General features: G+C 72.7%; 16 protein-coding genes and 1 pseudogene. 10 read left to right on the forward strand and 7 right to left on the reverse strand.

Features of this window, described 5'->3' with window-relative positions; translation table 11 throughout:
• Positions 1 to 240 precede the first annotated feature (240 nt).
• A complete protein-coding gene (locus tag ACFYPM_RS21520; protein ID WP_387199695.1) occupies positions 241 to 501 on the reverse strand; it encodes a Prokaryotic metallothionein in 261 nt (86 codons plus the stop codon).
• 155 nt (positions 502 to 656) lie between these two features.
• On the opposite strand from ACFYPM_RS21520, the gene ACFYPM_RS21525 reads away from it, so the two are divergent.
• The 3 genes from ACFYPM_RS21525 to ACFYPM_RS21535 all read left to right on the forward strand — a co-directional run bounded on the left by ACFYPM_RS21525 (position 657) and on the right by ACFYPM_RS21535 (position 2,531).
• Positions 657 to 932 (forward strand): glycoside hydrolase, encoded by a 276-nt coding sequence (locus ACFYPM_RS21525; protein WP_387199698.1) that lies wholly within the window; start codon positions 657 to 659, stop codon positions 930 to 932.
• Between the two features lie 110 nt (positions 933 to 1,042).
• The gene (locus ACFYPM_RS21530; protein ID WP_387199700.1) at positions 1,043 to 1,807 is read left to right on the forward strand and encodes a lytic polysaccharide monooxygenase; all 765 of its coding nucleotides are present in this window, start codon (positions 1,043 to 1,045) and stop codon (positions 1,805 to 1,807) included.
• A gap of 64 nt (positions 1,808 to 1,871) precedes the next feature.
• Positions 1,872 to 2,531 carry a DUF305 domain-containing protein gene (locus ACFYPM_RS21535; protein WP_387199703.1) on the forward strand — a complete coding sequence of 220 codons (660 nt, stop codon included), beginning with the start codon at positions 1,872 to 1,874 and terminating at the stop codon, positions 2,529 to 2,531.
• On the opposite strand, the gene msrB is transcribed toward ACFYPM_RS21535, so the two are convergent.
• Positions 2,497 to 2,901, reverse strand: coding sequence for a peptide-methionine (R)-S-oxide reductase MsrB (msrB, locus tag ACFYPM_RS21540; protein WP_357247712.1), 405 nt, complete (start codon positions 2,899 to 2,901; stop codon positions 2,497 to 2,499). The two genes, ACFYPM_RS21535 and msrB, sit on opposite strands and share 35 nt — an antisense overlap.
• Before the next feature lie 47 nt (positions 2,902 to 2,948).
• Here msrB and ligD point away from each other — a divergent pair, with 47 nt between their 5' ends.
• Positions 2,949 to 3,983, forward strand: a complete 1,035-nt coding sequence (gene ligD, locus ACFYPM_RS21545) for a non-homologous end-joining DNA ligase (RefSeq protein WP_387199706.1) — start codon at positions 2,949 to 2,951, stop codon at positions 3,981 to 3,983.
• A gap of 53 nt (positions 3,984 to 4,036) precedes the next feature.
• On the opposite strand, the gene ACFYPM_RS21550 is transcribed toward ligD, so the two are convergent.
• The 4 genes from ACFYPM_RS21550 to ACFYPM_RS21565 all read right to left on the reverse strand — a co-directional run bounded on the left by ACFYPM_RS21550 (position 4,037) and on the right by ACFYPM_RS21565 (position 7,195).
• The gene (locus ACFYPM_RS21550; RefSeq protein WP_387199709.1) at positions 4,037 to 5,134 is read right to left on the reverse strand and encodes a hypothetical protein; all 1,098 of its coding nucleotides are present in this window, start codon (positions 5,132 to 5,134) and stop codon (positions 4,037 to 4,039) included.
• Positions 5,131 to 5,697: an RNA polymerase sigma factor gene (locus tag ACFYPM_RS21555; protein WP_387199712.1), complete on the reverse strand. Its 567-nt coding sequence runs from the start codon at positions 5,695 to 5,697 to the stop codon at positions 5,131 to 5,133. Before ACFYPM_RS21555 ends, ACFYPM_RS21550 begins: the two co-directional genes overlap by 4 nt.
• A gap of 197 nt (positions 5,698 to 5,894) precedes the next feature.
• Complete coding sequence (locus ACFYPM_RS21560; RefSeq protein WP_387199715.1) at positions 5,895 to 6,350, reverse strand: MarR family winged helix-turn-helix transcriptional regulator; 456 nt, start codon at positions 6,348 to 6,350, stop codon at positions 5,895 to 5,897.
• Positions 6,347 to 7,195 carry an MBL fold metallo-hydrolase gene (locus ACFYPM_RS21565; protein WP_387199718.1) on the reverse strand — a complete coding sequence of 283 codons (849 nt, stop codon included), beginning with the start codon at positions 7,193 to 7,195 and terminating at the stop codon, positions 6,347 to 6,349. The genes ACFYPM_RS21560 and ACFYPM_RS21565 overlap by 4 nt, the downstream gene beginning before the upstream one ends.
• A gap of 87 nt (positions 7,196 to 7,282) precedes the next feature.
• Between ACFYPM_RS21565 and ACFYPM_RS21570 the strand changes: the two are divergent.
• Positions 7,283 to 8,532 (forward strand): annotated as a pseudogene (locus ACFYPM_RS21570) (DUF222 domain-containing protein).
• Positions 8,533 to 8,762: 230 nt separating this feature from the next.
• Here the strand turns inward: ACFYPM_RS21570 and ACFYPM_RS21575 are convergent.
• The gene (locus tag ACFYPM_RS21575; RefSeq protein ID WP_387199722.1) at positions 8,763 to 9,500 is read right to left on the reverse strand and encodes a VOC family protein; all 738 of its coding nucleotides are present in this window, start codon (positions 9,498 to 9,500) and stop codon (positions 8,763 to 8,765) included.
• 359 nt (positions 9,501 to 9,859) lie between these two features.
• Here ACFYPM_RS21575 and ACFYPM_RS21580 point away from each other — a divergent pair, with 359 nt between their 5' ends.
• The 5 genes from ACFYPM_RS21580 (at position 9,860) to ACFYPM_RS21600 (ending at position 17,267) form a co-directional block, all read left to right on the forward strand.
• On the forward strand, positions 9,860 to 10,492 hold the full coding sequence (locus ACFYPM_RS21580) for a YdeI family protein (RefSeq protein ID WP_387199725.1): 633 nt from the start codon (positions 9,860 to 9,862) through the stop codon (positions 10,490 to 10,492).
• 31 nt (positions 10,493 to 10,523) lie between these two features.
• Positions 10,524 to 11,003, forward strand: a complete 480-nt coding sequence (locus ACFYPM_RS21585) for a DUF2975 domain-containing protein (protein WP_387199728.1) — start codon at positions 10,524 to 10,526, stop codon at positions 11,001 to 11,003.
• Positions 11,003 to 11,218, forward strand: a complete 216-nt coding sequence (locus tag ACFYPM_RS21590; RefSeq protein WP_278138146.1) for a helix-turn-helix transcriptional regulator — start codon at positions 11,003 to 11,005, stop codon at positions 11,216 to 11,218. The genes ACFYPM_RS21585 and ACFYPM_RS21590 overlap by 1 nt, the downstream gene beginning before the upstream one ends.
• A 152-nt stretch (positions 11,219 to 11,370) precedes the next feature.
• The gene (locus ACFYPM_RS21595) at positions 11,371 to 14,562 is read left to right on the forward strand and encodes an FtsX-like permease family protein (RefSeq protein WP_387199732.1); all 3,192 of its coding nucleotides are present in this window, start codon (positions 11,371 to 11,373) and stop codon (positions 14,560 to 14,562) included.
• Positions 14,559 to 17,267: an FtsX-like permease family protein gene (locus tag ACFYPM_RS21600; RefSeq protein WP_387199735.1), complete on the forward strand. Its 2,709-nt coding sequence runs from the start codon at positions 14,559 to 14,561 to the stop codon at positions 17,265 to 17,267. Before ACFYPM_RS21595 ends, ACFYPM_RS21600 begins: the two co-directional genes overlap by 4 nt.
• Position 17,268 lies beyond the last annotated feature (1 nt).

Consider the following 17,268-nt stretch of genomic DNA (forward strand, 5'->3'; position numbering starts at 1 on the left):
GGGTCGGTCACCGGGTCGGGGAGGGCGCGGCGCTCCGATCAGGAGCGCGGCGGGGGCAGAACGCCGAGCAGTGGCCGCATGGCGACGACCGTACCGCAGGATGGTGGGATCGGGCGCGGCGTTGCGGCGCGGGCCGGCGCGACGGCGGGGTCGCTCAGGCCGGGCGGTCGGTCGGGCCGGGCGGTCGGTCGGGCCGGGCGGTCGGTCGGGCCGGGCGGTCGGTCGGGCCGGGCGGGCGCCTCAGGCCGGGCGCGCGCCGACGGCGTCGCGGATCTGGGCGCCCTCGGCGCCCTCGACCGCGCGGGCGCAGTGTCCGCAGCAGAAGAAGCGGCCGTTGACCTCCACCCCATGTCCGGCGATCTTGACCTGGCAGTGCTCGCAGATCGGTGCCATCCGGTGGATCGCGCACTCGAACGAGTCGAAGGTGTGCACGTCGCCGCTGACGGTGTGCACCTCGAACGCCATCCAGTAGTCGTTGCCGCAGACCTCGCACGTGGCCATGGCCAACCCCCTCATTCCGACTTTTCGCCCAGAATGCCGCACGCTGGGACGTGCGTGGACGGAAACGCCGCTTCTCCGGCGGCCGGTGCGGCGTGTCGGCTCCGGCGTGTTGTCCGTTGTGCCAGGTGAACCGCCGCAACCTCCGGAGGGTCACAGTGATCAAGCGCAACAAGCTCTTCGGCAACCAGACCCGGGTCACCTTCTGCCTGCCTCGGGACTCCCCGCCCGGCCCGGTGAGCGTCGTCGGCTCCTTCAACGGCTGGGAGCCGGGTCGACACGAGTTGGTGATCCGCCGCGACGGCATGCGGACGGTCACCGTGAAGCTGCCGCCGGGGGAGTACGTCTTCCGCTACCTCGCCGCCGACGGCATCTGGTTGGACGACGACTCGGCCGACCAGGTCGACGACCGGGGCAGCCTGCTCCGCCTCTGACCCCAAAGTCGTCATCATCGATGGATTTATTGATGGGAGTCTTTACTGTTAACAATGTTTAAATTATGTTGAGGGGCACCTGACCGGACCCTGGAGAAGGAGCCGCCCCGATGCGTCGAAGAATCACCATCCCGCTGGTGGCGGCGGGTGCCGTCGCCGCCACCCTCACCGTCGCCGCTCCCGCGCAGGCGCACGGTTACGTCTCCGCCCCGCCCAGCCGGCAGGCGCTCTGCGCGCAGGGCCGGGTGCCCGACTGCGGGCAGATCAGGTACGAGCCGCAGAGCGTCGAGGGCCCCAAGGGCCTGCGCAGTTGCAACGCCGGCATCGCCCAGTTCGCCGTCCTCAACGACGACAGTCGGGGCTGGCCGGCCACCTCGGTCGGCAGCTCGCTGACCTTCACCTGGGTGAACACCGCCCGCCACGCCACCAGCAACTGGGAGTACTGGATCGGCAACACCCGCGTCGGCGTGGTCAACGGCAACGGTCAGCAGCCGGGCGCGACGGTCTCGCACACCGTCAACCTGGGCGGCTTCTCCGGACGGCAGAAGATCCTCGCGGTGTGGAACATCTCCGACACCGCGAACGCCTTCTACTCCTGCATCGACGTGCAGCTCGGCGGCGGCGGGTCGAACCCGACCCCCACCCCCTCACCCACCCCACGGCCCACCCCGACCGCCACCCCCACCCCACGGCCCACCCCGACCGCCACGCCGAGCGCGACGCCCGCCCCGGGCGGCAGTTGGACCGCGGGCCGGGCGTACCAGGTCGTTGACCAGGTCACCTACGGCGGAGCGACGTACCGCTGCCGGCAGGCACACACGGCGATCCCCGGCTGGGAGCCGCCGAACGTACCGGCGCTCTGGCAACAGGTCTGACCGCCACGGGTGCGGCCGGTGGCCGCACCCGTGGCGCCCTCCCCGCGTGAACGGAGCACCTGGCATGCGTCGTCGTACCCGTCCGGTGTCCCTTGTCGCCGCGGTGCTGCTCACCGGCGCCTGCGGTGGGTCGCCCACGTCGAGCCCGCCGGTCGTGCCGCAACCAATCCCCGCCGCGACGGCGTCGGTCGGGTCCGGGGGCGCGGGGTCCGCGGTCGCCGGGGACACGATGAGCGGGATCGACGTGGTCTTCCTGACCACGATGGTCGGGCACAGCGAACGCACCCTGCAGATCGTCGCGCTGGCCCGTGACCGGGTGCGCGACGACGCGCTGCGCACGCTGGCCGCCGCCATCGAGGCGACCGAGGCCGACGAGCTGTCCGCGATGCGCGGCTGGTTGCCCACGGCCGGGCCGGGCGCCGGCGCGGGCGCGCACCAGCACGACGGGCACGGCGACGCCGCCGCGCTCGACCGGCTGCGGACCGCGCCCGACCCGGACGTCGACCGCGCATTGCGCGAGGTCCTCGCCGACCACCAGCGTGCGGCGGCCGACCTGGCCCGAGCCCAGGTCGGCGTCGGCCGAAGCGAGCAGGTCCGCGACCTGGCGCGGCGGATCGAGCAGTCCCGGACCGCCGAGGTCGAGCTGCTCCGGGGTACGTCGGGAGCGCGCGTCGCCCGGACGGCTCAGGTCAGCGGGGTTCCAACCGGACCGAGATCGAGTTGACGCAGTGCCGGGTGTCCTTCGGGGTGAAGCCCTCGCCGTGGAAGACGTGCCCGAGGTGACTGTCGCAGCGGGCGCAGCGGATCTCGGTGCGCGCCATGCCGAGACTGCGGTCCTCGATCTCCTTCACCCGGCCCGGGATGGCGTCGTCGAAACTCGGCCACCCGCAGTGCGAGTCGAACTTCGTGTCGCTGGAGAAGAGTTCCAGCCCACAGGCGCGGCAGTGGTAGACCCCCTGGGTCTTCGTGTCCACGTACTCGCCGACCCACGGGCGTTCGGTGCCGGCCTCCCGCAGGACGTGGAACTCCTCGGGGGTCAACCGGACCCGCCACTCGTCGTCGGTGCGGGGCAGCTCGTTGTCGTCAAGACTCACCCCCCAACGGTACGTCGAACGTCGGGGGTGTGGCATAGGGTCGCGAGATGGCGGGCACCAAGGCAGCTGTCACCGAGGTCGAGGTGGCCGGGCACACCGTCCGGCTGAGCAGTCCGGACCGGGTGATCTTCCCCCAGCGGGGCTTCACCAAGGCGGACGTTTTCCACTACTACCTCGCGGTGGGCGACGGGATCATGCGTGCCCTGCGGGAGCGACCCACCACGCTGCAACGCTTCCCCGAGGGCATCGAGGGTGAGGCGTTCTTCCAGAAACGCGTGCCCACCCGAGGGGTGCCGCCCTGGGTGACCACCGCCCAGATCACCTTCCCCAGCGGTCGCAGCGCGGCGGAGCTGTGCCCGGCCGACCTGGCGCACGTGGCCTGGGCGGCGCAGATGGGCACCATCGTCTTCCACCCCTGGCCGGTGCGCGCCGCCGACGTCGACCGACCCGACGAGCTGCGCATCGACCTCGATCCCCAGCCCGGCACCGACTTCGCCGACGCGGCGCGGGCCGCCGCGGGGGTCCGCGCGGTCCTCGACGAGCTGGGCGTGGCCGGCTGGCCGAAGACCTCCGGTGGCCGGGGTGTGCACGTCTACCTGCGTATCCAGCCCCGGTGGACGTTCACCGAGGTGCGCCGGGCCACCATCGCGCTCGCCCGGGAGGTGGAACGCCGCCACCCCGACCTGGTCACCACCTCCTGGTGGAAGGAGGAGCGCGGCAGCCGGGTCTTCGTCGACTTCAACCAGACGGCCCGGGACCGGACGATCGCCTGCGCGTACTCGCTGCGGGCCAACGCGCGGGCCACCGTCTCGACCCCGGTCAGCTGGGACGAGCTGCCCGACGTCGACCCGGACGACTTTGACCTGCGTACCGTGCCGGCCCGGCTCGCCGAACGGGGCGACCCGCACGCCGACATCGACGGCGCCCCGTGGGACATCACGCCGCTGTTGGAGTGGGCCGACCGCGACGCTGCCGCCGGCCAGGGCGACCTGCCGTACCCGCCGGACCACCCGAAGATGCCCGGCGAGCCCAAGCGGGTGCAGCCCAGCCGCGCCAAGCGCACGCCCGACGACAGCGCCTGAGCGGGCTGGCCCGGGGCCGACACGTGGTCGTCCCCGGGTAACCCGACGCTCTGCTACCCCTCCGGATTGCAGGGGTTGAACATCTTGGGATGGATCGGCTTGCCGGCGGCCACCGTGTCGGCGATCTCCCAGAGGCCCTCCGCCCAGTCGCCGTCCTTGTCGATCTGCTGGAGCGCCTTCCAGTTGTGGCTGCCGCGCAACGCGTCGGCCGCCCGCCGGAGAGCGGCGTCGTCGCCACTCTTCTTCGCGCGCGTCCACTCGGTGATCCACGCGCAGCCGACCGGGCCGAGCACCTGGATGCCGAACTGGTAGGAGTCGTTGACGCCTTCGACGTGCAGCGTGGCGGGGTCGAAGCCCGGGGGGAGCGGCACGTCGGCGAGCACCGCGGCCCGCCGCTCATCCACCAGCTCCGGCGTGACGATCTCCGCCGGGAGCGCGGCCAGCCACGTACGGGCGTCGACGCGGATCACGCTGGCGAGCACCCGGTCGAAGTCGGCGCGGGTGTAGGCGCTCGCGGTGCGCACCTCGACCATGGACCCGTCGCGAGGCTGGAGGATGACCTCGAACTCGCGCTCGCTGTAGCGGAACAGGTGACCGGGCCAGCGGTCGACCTGCACCGGCTCCGGTTTGCTCGTCTGGAGCCGGTCCTTGTAGCGCCCGTCGTACTCGGTGGCCTTGTACCAGCTCATTCGGATGCTTCGCGCACCGTTGCTGTAGGTGATGCTGCCTTCCCGCTCAGCGAACCCGTCCGCGCTGGTTGCCTTCCAGCCGGGCTGGTCGATCAACAGTCGCGGGTTCTCCTCGGCCGCCTTGAGCACCATGGCCGAGTAGGCGGTCCTTCCCGGGGCCACGGAGCTGGAACGTGGTTCCGGTGCCGCCTCCTTGCCCCCCGGCTGGTCGGTCTGCACGATCGCGGTGCCGAAGGCGACGGCGAGCACGGCGGCCGCGACACCCGCGGTGGCGAGGCCGCCCAGCAGGCGGCGGCGCGGTCGGGAGCGCCGCCGTTCTGGCGGTTCGATGACGGATTCGAGAACCGGCGTGGACATGATCTCCTCCAGGAGGTCCTGCGCGACCCCGTCGAGGTGCGCGATGACCTCGGGTCGGTACGGGTCGGCGTCGCGGACCCTCCGGTCGAGCTGATCGTCGGTCATCTGCCCTCCTCGGGGGCGCGTACGGCCATGACGTCGAGTACATGTCCGGGTGCTTCGACGTCGTCACCGACGATGTCTCGTAACCGGGCCCGGGCACGGGACAGTCGCGTACGGACCACGGCCGGGTTCACCTGGAGGACCACGGCGATCTCGCGTGGCTCCAACCCCTCCCAGAAGGTCAGCATCAGCACCTCCCGGTCCACCTCGTTGAGCTGGGCCAGCGCGGCCCGGACGGTGAGCCGGTCGGGCACCGCACTGCCCGGGTCGACGGCAAGGGCCGCCCGGAACCGTTGCCGAAGCCGGTCGCCGAGCCGCCCCCGGCGAGCCCCGCCGCGGTGGTGGTTGGCCAGCACCCGACGGGCCACGCCGTGCAGCCACAACCGGGCCTCGGCCTCCGGCGGCATCTCGCGGCGCCGCCGCCAGGCGACGAGGAAGGTCTCGGCGACGATGTCGGCCGCGTCCTCGGGCTGCTCGACGCGCCGCATCGCGTACGCCAGCAGTGGCTCGAAGTTGACCGCGTAGACGCGTCGGAAGTGTTCCTCGTGCTCAGTCCCGGAGCTCACATCTACTCCATGTCCGGTCCCGTGCCCCTCGTGACAGGTCCGGTCCCGTGCCCCTCGTGACAGGTCCGGTCCCGTGCCCCTCGTGACAGGTCCGGTCCCGTGCCCCTCGTGACAGTGGTCGTACCGAAATCCGCGGCAGGCGGCCGTCGATGCCGCGGGCGACGTGCGCGACGCCGGCCGGCGGCTGAGCCGCAGCGTCAGAGGCAGGAGCCCGGGTCGGTGCTGGTGCCGATGATCGCGAACAGCATTCGGCGCAACAGGGCGATCTCGACCGCGCTGAAGCCGGCCATCGCCTTCCTCTCCGCCTCCTCGCTGGCGCGGGCGACCTGCGCCCGTACGTCCTCGCCGGCGGGCGTGATCGCCGGGATACGCCTGCGGCGGTCCTGCGTGTCGGAGTGGCGTACGACGAGAGTGGCCCGCTCGAGTCGATCCAGTTGGGTCATGAGCGTGGTCTTGTCGAGGCCGAGCGCTCTGGCCAACTCGACCTGGGTCAGCCCGGGTGTCTTGTCCAGCGCACTCAACACGATGTAGTCCCGCAGGTGGAGGCCGTGCCTCTCGGCCTGTTCGCCCGTCACCACGTGCATTCGTTGGGCGGCGCGATGCAGCAGCCAGGTGATCTCGGAGTCGAGCGCCGGTGCCGGACCCTCGGTCATCGCGCCGCCCCTGGGAGGAGTGGAATGCCCTCGTAGGCGCGGCGGTCGTGCGCCGGGACCACCTGCATCAGCTCGGTCAGTGCGGCCGACCGCAGGATGCCCTGTCGCACCTGTGCGGGGTCGCTGTCGGCGAGGGTACGCAGCAGCCAGGGGCGTTCGACTCTGCGGTGGATGCCGTCGAGCTGCCAGGTCAGGTCACCGATGAACGCGTAGCGCTGTCCTGATGGGAGGGTCACGAACGCGACCACGGACCCCGTCGTGTGGCCGCCGGCCAGCGCCAGCACCAGGGACCCGTCGCCGTGCACGTCGAAACTCGCGGAGAAGCCGAGGTACGCGGGACCGCTGAAGGCGTATTCGTGGATCTCGTGGTCGCGGGAGACGGCGCGGAAGACCTTGCCGTCACGGTCGCTGCCGGCGTACTCACGCTCACCCCTGTTCATCCAGACCGGGAGGTCGAGCGAGTCCAGGCCGCTCGCGTGGTCCCAGTGCGAGTGCGTCAGGAAGACCCCGCTGAGCCTGGTGCGCTCGTAACCGCTGTCGTCGAGCTGCTGGCTCACCGTCCGGGTTGCCTGGAACGGGGCACGGGCGAACCGCGGCTGCGTGGCGACATGCGCGGCGACGTCGGCGCCGAAGCCGGCGTCGATGAGGAAGTCGCCGTTCGGGTGCGCCACGAGGATGGCGGTGGCCGCGAACTGCCGCTTGTCGCGAAACGAGCCCCCGCGAACGGCAAATGCCGCTCGGGTCTCGTAGGTGCCGGTGGGGAGTTGGTAGATCGCCATGCCGGCAGGTGGTGTCGCCTCGGGAAGGGCGTCCGTCCACGGGGCGGGGGCGGGGAGCGATGTCATCGGATGATCGTATGGCCTCAGATGATCTGACGCCAGACGAAATTCGTCGCGGGCAGGTCTGTCGTACACCTGTTCTAAGGTTTGCTGGTGATCGATGAGTTGGCGCGGGCGGAGAGTGCGGTGGCGACCTGCGCCGACGCTTCGGTGTGGGCACTCTCCGAGCACGACCTGATCGCGGCGCTCGACGCCACGCACCGGATTCAGCAGCGGCTGTCGGCGGTGCAGTTGGCGCTCGTCCGAGAGGTGGACGGCCGGGGCACCGCCGTCGCGCAGGGCGCGTGCTCGACGACCGTCTGGCTGCGTCACCGTCTGCGCCTCGACGTCGCCGCTGCCCGTCGGCTGGTCGGCCTCGCCGCGTCGCTCGACGTGGCCCCGTCCGCCGTGCGAGGCGCTCTGGCGAGTGGGGCGGTCACCGTGGAGCAGGCCCGGGTCATCGCCGAGGCGGTCGCCACCGTGTCGGCCTGCGCCGGGGCCGAGGTCGCAGACAAGGCCGGGGGCGTGCTTGTCGACTACGCCGAGCAGTTCGACCCCACCCTGTTGCGCAGGCTCGGCAGCCGAATCCTCGACCACGTCGCCCCCGAGATCGCCGATGCCGCAGCCGCGGCGGCCCTGGAGGCCGAGGCCGCTCGCGCCGCCCGCGACCGGCACCTCACCGTCTCCGAGCAGACCGGCGGGCAGCTACGGCTCAGCGGCATCCTCGACGCGGAGACCGCCGCGCTGGTGCGCGCCGCCATCGACCCGCTCAGCGCACCCAGTGCACCCGACGACACGCGCACCGCCGGCCAGCGTCGGCACGATGCCCTCGCCGACGTGTGCCGGCTGGCCCTGCGCACCGGTGAGCTACCGGAGCAGGGCGGCGACCCGGCCCAACTCGTCGTCACCACTGGCTTCGACGAGCTGACGCGGCGGTTGCGTGCCGGCGCGCTCGACGTCGGCCTGCGGCTCACCCCGGAGACGGTGCGTCGGATCGCCTGCGACGCCGCCATCCTGCCGGCCGTGCTGGGCGGCGCCGGCCAGGTCCTCGACGTCGGCCGGCAACGCCGCCTGGTCAGTGGTCCGCTGCGGCGTGCGCTGGTGCTGCGTGACGGAGGCTGCGCCTTTCCCGGTTGCGACCGGCCGCCCCGCTGGTGCGCCGCCCACCACATTCGACACTGGGCCGACGGTGGCCCGACCAGCCTCGACAACGCCGTGCTGCTCTGTGGCCACCACCATCGGCACGTGCACCAGACCGAGTGGGCGGTTCGGCTGGGGGCGACGGCAAACCGGAGTTCGTCCCGCCGGCCTGGCTCGACCCCGACCAGATCCCGCGTCGCAACCACTACCACCGGCGGACGTGAACGATCCCAACGGCGGACGTGACCGATCCCAAGCGGCCCTGAATCGGCGACCGAGGTGCGAGGCGGCTCGGGGATGCCTGCCGCCGCCGGGGGGCGTCATGACGTCCAGGTGTCCCGGTGGACGTGCCGCGTGGATGACGCGGGTCCGGGTCAGCGCGGGTTCGGGTCAGCGCGGGTTCGGGTCAGCGCGGGTTCGGGTCAGCGCGGGTTCGGGTCAGCGCGGGTTCGGGTCAGCCTGGGGTGAGGACGCAGAACTCGTTGCCCTCGGGGTCAGCGAGGACCGTCCACGGGACCTCGCTCGGACCGAGGTCGACGACGGTGGCGCCGAGGGTCCGCAGTCTGGCCGCCTCGGCCGCCAGGTCGTCACCCGGATAGGGGCGGACGTCGAGATGGACGCGGTTCCACCCGGTCTTCACGTCGGGGGTGCGGACGAACCGCAGATATGGGCCAACGCCCTTCGCGGAGCGCAGCACCGCGCTCTGGTCGGTCACCTCGTGCGGGGTCCAGTCCGTGGCCGTGTCCCAGAAGCTGGCCATGGTCCGCGGATCCGCGCAGTCGACCACCACGGCGGCGATCGGCCCGATGTCGCGGTAGAGCGGCCGGGGGTCCAGCACGCAGAACTCGTTGCCCTCCGGGTCGGCCAGGACCGTCCACGGCACATCGCCCTGACCGATGTCGACTGGTGTCGCGCCGAGATCCCGCAGGCGGGTGACCAGCTGCGCCTGCTGGGCCACCGAGGAGGTGGCGAGGTCGACGTGCACGCGGTTCTTCACCGTCTTGGGTTCCGTCGAGACGACGAGGTCGACGCAGACGGCGACGGGATCGGGATAGACGAAGCCCTCGGGTTCGAGGTTTGTCACGCCGGGGCCCTCGCTGGAGATGCCCCAGCCGAGCGCCTGCGCCCAGAAACCGCCGAGTGCGGCGTCGTCCCGAGCCTTCATGTTGATCTGCACAAGCCGCGTTGCCATGGCGACGATGGTAGAGCCCGGCCGGCCGGCCGGCGGCGGTGACCGTGACGTCGGTCCGGGGGTCGGCCATGCGTCCGCCACGGGCGTCGGTCCGGGGGTCGGCCATGCGTCCGCCACGGGCGTCGGTCCGGGGGTCGGCCATGCGTCCGCCACGGGCGTCGGTCCGGGGGTCTCGGCCATGCGTCCGCCACGGGCGTCGGTCCGGGGGTCTCGGCCATGCGTCCGCCACGGGCGTCGGTCCGGGGGTCGGCCATGCGTCCGCCGGGCGTCGGTCCGGGGGTCGGCCCTGCGTCCGCCCTGGCGTCGGTCCGGGCGTCCGCCGGGGCGTCGGTGTCGGCCGTGGCGGTTAGCCTGCCGGAATGGTGAGCCCAGAGCTGGATGAGTTGATCGTCGCGGACAACGCCGCCCTGCGCGCGTGGTTGTCGGCCAACCACGCCACGTCGCCCGGTGTCTGGCTCGCCCTGACCAAGAAGGGCGGCACGGTCACGACGCTGACCTGGCAGCAGGCGGTCGACGAGGCCCTGTGCTTCGGTTGGATCGACGGGCAGGCCCGGAAACGGGATCAGGAGAGCTCCTGGATCCGGTTCACCCCGCGCCGCGCCCGTAGTGCCTGGTCGCAACGCAACGTCTCCCACGTGGCCCGGCTGGAGGCAGAGGGGCTGATGCTGCCCTCGGGACGCGCCGTGGTGGAGGCCGCGAAGGCGGACGGGCGTTGGTCGGCTGCCTACGCCCCACCGTCGGAGGCCGAGGTGCCGGCCGACCTCCTCGCCGCCATCGCCGCCGACCCCGCCGCGCAGGCCATGTTCGACGTCCTCACCAAGACCAACCGGTTCGCACTCACCCACCGCCTCAACGCCGTCAAGCGGGCGCAGACCCGCGAGCGGAAGATCACCGAGTTCGTCGCCATGCTGGCCCGCCACGAGACGATCCACCCGCAGAAAACGAGACCAGCGGCTGCCCAGGCGCAAGGCGACGCTTCGGAGAGCGATTGACTTTCGATAGGTAACGAGCGAAACTCGATGCATGGTGACGGAACATCGAGCGGTAGCCGCTCTCAGACTTTTTCTCGGGGTGCTGTTCGTGGTCCTGATCGGGTTCCAGACGTTCTCGCTGCCCGGACAGTTCGCGCACCTGGCCCAGGAGTCGCCGGAGCAGGCCTATCTCCGGTGGCCGTTGACCGCCATCACGGTGTTCTGGGTGCTGTGCGTCCAGGTGGTCATCGTGTCGACGTGGAAACTGCTCAGCCTGGTCAAGAACGACCGCATCTTCACCGAAGCGTCCCTGCGGTGGGTCGACCTGATCGTGTGGGCCGTCGGCGCCGCGTGGGTGGTGCTCGTGGGGGTCTTCCTCTACGTCGGCTTCAACGCGGACGATCCGGGTGGTCCGATCCTGCTGTTCCTCCTGACGATGGGTGTCACCGTGCTCGGGCTTCTCCTGGTGGTGATGCGTGCGCTGCTGCGCCAGGCAACCACGCTGCGAACCGACATGGAGGCGGTGATCTGATGCCCATCGTCGTGCGCATCGACGTCGAGTTGGCCAAACGCAAGATGAGCGTCGGCGAGTTCGCCGAGCGTGTCGGGCTCACGCCCGCCAACGTGGCGGTGCTCAAGAACGGCCGTGCCAAGGCCGTCCGCTTCAGCACGCTGGAAGCGATGTGCCGGGTCCTCGGCTGCCAGCCCGGAGACCTGCTCGAGTGGGTCGAGGAGGAAACCCCCTGAGGTACGTCCTGACCGTCGGCGTCGTACTCGCGGTCGCCCTGGCGTGACGCCGATCTCTCTCGTAGTAACGATCATGTAACGGGCGCGAACCTTTCCCGGGGGGTGGCCTGTCTTGATGGTCGTCGGCCCGTCCGGGCCAGGGGAGGCGTCGGATGAAGCTGGTGTGGAGGCGTGCCCAAGAGGCGCGCGGGTTGCTGGTCGCCGCGGTGATCGCGGCCCTGGTCGCCGTCGCGTTGGTCACCGGGCTGTCCGACTACAACCGTCGGGCGGTGGACGCCGGGCAGCGGGCACTGGTGGCCGCCTCGCCGGCCGGGGAACGTGGCCTGCTGGTCAGCGGGTCGGGCGGGCGCGACGCGGCCGAGTTCGCCACCCGCGACGGGGCGGTCCGCGCCGAGCTCACCGACGGGCTGGCCGGCGTCCCGGTCGGCGTCTCGGTCGCCCGCTACGGCACCGGACGGGAGCTGACCGGCTCGCTCGGACCCGCGCCCCGTACCGGCGACGAGCCCGTCTTCGCCAACCTCGCCACCCTCGACGACCTCGCCGCGCACGCGGAGCTGACCAGCGGAACCTGGCCGCGCCCGGGGGCGAACCCGACCCAGGTGAGCCTCCCGGAACGGGCCGCGGGTGCGCTGGGCCTCAGCGTCGGTCAACGCATCCCGGTCCGCGACCGGGCCACCGAACGGCGCAGCGAGCTGGTGCTCGCCGGCACCTGGCGGCCCCGCGACCCGGCGGACGCGTACTGGCTGTTGGCCCCCGAAGTGGGGACGGGCAGCGCGGGCTCCGGCACGTCGTACGGGCCGTTCGTCCTCGATCCGGCCGACTTCGCGGCCATCTTCCCCGGCTCGGTGTCGGCGTCCTGGCTCGTCGAACCGGATCTCGCCGGCGTCGACGCGGCCGACCTGCCCGCCGTGCGGAAGGCCCTCACCGAGGCGTCAACGGCGGTGCCCGAAGCCGCCCAACTGGGCAGCTCCGGCCAGGCGGTGACCAAGATGCCGCAGCTGCTGGACCGGATGGGCCGCGCCGACCTGGTCGGCCGTTCCGCGCTGGCCACCCCGCTGCTGCTCATCCTGGTGCTCGGTGGGTACGCGCTGGTGCTCGTCGCCGCGCTCCTGCACGAGGACCGTCGCGCGCAGACCGCGCTGCTGCGTGCCCGCGGCGCCGCCCGCCGACAGTTGGCCGGCCTGGCCGCCCGCGAGGCGACCCTGGTGGTCGCCCCCGCGGTCCTGCTCGCGCCGGTGATCGCCGGTGTGGCCCTGCGATTCGTCCGACCCGGCGGTGCCGAGCAACTGTCCAGCGCCGGCGGCAACACCGTCCTGGTCTGGGCCGCCGCCGCCGCCACGGCCGCCGGCTGCCTGGTGGTCATGGTCGCCCCGACACTGCGCGGCGCCGGCACGTACGTGGCCGACATGGCCGCCCGCTCCCGCCCGAACCGGGCGGCGAGCGTCCAGCGGGCCAGCGTCGACCTGGTGCTCGTGGCGCTCGCCGTGCTCGCCTGGGTGCAGCTGCGCCGGTACGCCTCGCCGCTGGCCGGCTCGGGCGGCCGGCTCGGTCTCGACCCGCTGCTGATCGCCGCCCCGACACTCGGGGTGCTGGCGGGTGCTGTGCTGGCGCTGCGGGTGCTGCCGCCGGTCACCCGGTTCGCCGAGCGGTTCGTCGACCGGCGGCCCTGGACGGCCACCATGTTCGGCATGTGGCAGGCCGGTCGTCGTCCGCACGCCGGCCCGGTGCTGCTGCTCGCCCTCGCCGTCGGTGGCAGCACCCTGGCCTGGTCCCTGATCAGCACGGGGGAGCGTTCCCAGGTCGAGCAGGCCGGGCACACGGTCGGCGCCGACCTGCGGGTCACCGAGCGAGCCGGGGCAGCCCCGCTCACCCGGGCCGGGGAACTCGCCGCGCTGCCGGGCGTGAACCGGGTGCTGCCGGCGTGGCGGGACGACATCCGGGTCGGCCGGGACGACCTGCCGGTGACCGTGATCGGTATCGACCCGGCCAGCGCCCCCGGGGTCGTCCGACTCCCCGACCGGCTCAGCGACGATCCGGTGTCGGAGCAGTACCGGCGCATGATCCAGGCGCGCGGTGCCAGCGGTGGAGTCGAGCTGCCGGAGGGCACCCGGGCGGTCAGCGGCACCGTCCGTACGACGGTCGAGCAACCCGCCGAGCCGCACCGGGTCGCGGTTTCGGTGCTGTTCGCCACCCCCGACGGGTTCGCCTTCAAGGTGCTGGCGGCCAACGCGCCGAGCACCGGGCAGGGCAGCCGGTTCACGGTCACACTCCCGGACGTGGGCGGAGCGCCGCTGCGGCTGGCCGGCTTCGAAGCCGACACCGGGTACGGGGGCACCTCGTACGGGTTCTCGCTGGAGGGGTTGGCTCTCGTCGATGCCGGCGGCACGGCCCGACCGGCCGAACTGCCCGGTGACTGGGCGGCGACCTGGCCCGGTGGGCCGCGGACGCCGGTGGAGTCGAGCGGTGCCGGGCTCGCCACCAACCGCCCCGTCCAGTTGCTCGACGAGGCGGGTCGGCTGGATCGACCGGCGAGCCGGTTCGTCGTCGTACCGGGTGCGGCGGGCGCAGCGCCCGCGGCCGCCCCGGTGCTGATGACCCCCCGGGTACGCGAGGCGCTGAGCCTTCACCTGGGCGACACGGTCGAGCTGGCGCTCTCCGGGGTGACGCTGCGGGTCCACCTGGTCGGTGAACTGGAAGCCGTGCCGACGACCACCGGCGAGGGCGTGCTGCTCGACCTGCCGGCGGCGGTCGACGCGCTTGTCGGATCCGGCGGGACGATCCGCCCGACACCGGAGTGGTGGATCGGCGCCACCGACGCGATGGCCGCCGCCGGGGCGGCCGAGGAACTGCCTGGAGTCACCGTCCTCAACCGGGAAGCGGTGATCACGTCCGCGGCCGACGACCCGTACTGGCAGGGTTCGCGGACCGGGATGCTCGCCGCGGCGCTCGGCGCGGTGCTGCTCGCCATCGTCGGCCTGATGGTGGACGTCTGGGCGACCGCCCGACGCCGACTCGGCGAGTTCGCGGTCCTGCACACCCTCGGCGCCACGCCCCGACTGCTGGCTCGGGCGCTGCTTGCCGAACAGGCGTTCCTCGCCGGCATCGGCGTGGGGGTCGGCCTGCTGCTCGGCGCCGCGGTCGGAGCCACCATGGCCCCACTCGTCATCCTCACCCCGGCCGCCGGTCGGCCGATCCCCGCGGCGACGTTCGCGCTGCCCTGGGTGCCGATCGGTCTGACCGCGGTCGGCCTGCTGCTGGCGGCGCTCGCCTTCAGCGCGTTCATTGCCGCCGGCATCCGGCAGCGGGTGGCGGCGGTACAACTGCGAATCGGGGGAGAACGATGAGCGTCGGCGCGGTGGCCCGGCGGGTCCGGGTGTACGGCGGGCAGTTCCTCCTGCTGGCGGTGCTGACCCTGGTGGTCACGCTGCTGATCAGCGGCGTGCCCCGGCTGGTCAACCAGTTCGCCGAGCAGGGGCTTCGGGCGCAGTTGAACAGTGAGCTGCCGGCCCGGCGGGACCTTTCGTACACCACGGGCGTGGTGACCGCCCCCGCCCTGAAGCCGGCGATGGCCTACGGCCGGGAGCGGTTCGACGCACTGGCCGCGGACCTGCCGCCGCAGGTGCGCTCGGCGGTGTCCGAGCGGTGGTACAACGTGGACGCGCAACCGGCCCGCGTGGTCGGCCCGGACCTCAAGGCCCGCAACCTGCTCGTCGACCTCGGTCTGCGGGGCATGCCCGGCGTCCAGGACGCCAGCACCCTCGTCGAGGGGGCGTGGCCGAGCGAGACGTACCTACCCGACCGGCCGATCGAGGTGGCGCTCGACGCCGACGTGGCCGGCAAGCTCAACCTGCGCACCGGCAGCCAGCTGCGCATCGGCCGGGTCGATGAGCAGAAGCGGCTTCGCGACGCTGTCCCGCTGACCGTGGTCGGGCTGTACCGCCCAGTCGACCGTACGAGCGGCATCTGGGACGGGCTGCCGTCGATGCTGCAGGTCATCCCACCGGAGGGGGACGCTCAGCCGTTCGTCGCCTCCGGGGTCGTCGCCCAGTCGGTCCTCGACGTGCGGGCCGCGGCGGGCTGGCCGGTCCGGTCCAACTGGCGGTACCGGCTGGGCGCCGACAAGATCGATACGCGGCAGCTGGACCAGTTGATCGACGGCCTCCAGGAGACGCAGCTGCGTAGGCCTGCCGACCTCTCGCTGGCCCAGGGCGTCGACATTCCGTTGCGCGCGTTCGCCGCCCAGGTCAACGCCGCCCGGACCCTGCTGGCGGTGATCGCGGCCGGCGTACTGGCCACGCTGGCCGGGCTGATCGTGCTCGCCGCGACCCTCGCCACCCGGCGGCGTCGGGCGGAGTTCGTGCTGATCCGGGCGCGCGGCGGCGGGACCACTGCCGGCGCCCGACGCAGCCTCGCCGAGTCACTGCTGGTGGTGCCGGTCGCCGCCGCGCTCGGATGGTGGCTGGGCACTCTGTTCCCGGGCGCTCCGGACCCGAGCACCCCGTACGCGATCGTCGCGACCGTGCTGGTCACCCTGGCCCTGCCGCTGGCCACGCTGGCCGTGCCGACCGGCGGGGCGTCGCGCCGAGACCTGGTCCGGATGCGCCCGTCGACCCGTCGGCTCACCGTCGAGGTGTCCGTACTGCTGCTCGCCGTGCTCGCCGCGGTGCTGCTGCGTCGGCGCGGCCTCACCCTGGGTGAGGTGGACCCGCTGCTGGTGTCGGTGCCGGTGCTGCTCGCGATCGCCGCGGCGGTACTCGCGCTGCGGGCGTACCCCTGGCCGTTGTTGTTGGTCAGCCGGCTTGCCGCGCGGAGGAGGGGCAGCGTCGCCTTCCTCGGCACGGCGCGGGCCGGGCGGTCGTCCGTCGCCGCCCCGCTGGTTGTCGTGGTGCTCGCGATCGGCACCGCGGCGTTCTGCGCGGTCGTCGCCGCCGGTGTCGACGCGAGCCGGGACCGGGCCGCCGAACGGATCGTGCCCGCCGACGCGGTGATCCGAGGTGAACGCTTCGCTCCCGACACGATCGACGAGTTGGGTCGCCTGCCGGGGGTCCGGGCCGCCACCGGAGTGCTGTTCGCGTCCGACGAGCGGCTGGCAGCCGACGAACTCGGCACCGACCCGCGGCTCGGGGACACGGCCGTGCTGCTGATCGACGGCTCAAGGTTGGCCGAGGTGGCCAAGCAATCGGCGGTGGATCTGCCGCTGCCGGCGGCGTTGCGCACCGCCCGGCCCGAGTCGGGGCCGGCACCCGCGATCGTCTCGCCGGCGGTCGCCGCCGATCTGGCCAAGGCCGGACTGGACCGCTCCGCCTTCATCTCGGTGCAGAACCAGCGGTACGAGTTCCGGGTGGCCGGCAGCGAGGAGAGTTTCCCCCTGCTGGCGGCGAACACCGACCGGTTCGTCATCCTGCCCTGGCAGGCGCTCCCGGCGCGCCCCACCACGCCCGTGGCCACCAGCCTGCTGGTCGCCGGCGATCGGCTGGACGTCGAGGCGCTGCGCCGCGCCGGTGATGAGGGACAGTTGCGGTACCAGCAGCAGGGGGCCGTCACCGGGGGGCAACGCCCGCTCGGGGTCGTCGTCGACACCCGGGCCGACGTCCGCCGGGATCTCGGCGCGGGCGGCGCGAACGGCGTACTGGCCTTCGGGTTCTTCGCCGGTGCCGTCGGTGGCTCGGTGCTCGGGCTGCTGGCCATCGCGTTCACCGTGCTGGCCGGCGCGCGAGCCCGCGGCCAGGTGCTGTCCCGGCTGCGTACCCTCGGCCTGTCCCGCCGGCAGTGGCGAGGGCTGCTGCTGGTCGAGCTGGCCCCGCTGGTCGGGGTGTCGGTGCTGACCGGCGCGCTCGTCGGTGCGGTGCTGCCCCTGCTGCTCAACCCGGTGCTCGGCCTGTCCGCGTTCACCAGTGGCATGCCGGTCCGGGTGGCCTTCGAGCCCGGCCTGGTGGCGGCGGTGCTCGCGCTCGGGGTGGTCGCCCTCGGCTTCGCGGTCGCCGTCGAGGCCCTGAACAACCGCCGGTTGCGCCTCGGTGAGGTGCTTCGGCTCGGAGAGGAGAGCTGAG

The sequence above is a fragment of the Micromonospora sp. NPDC005203 genome (genome assembly GCF_042872705.1).
GTDB lineage: Bacteria > Actinomycetota > Actinomycetes > Mycobacteriales > Micromonosporaceae > Micromonospora.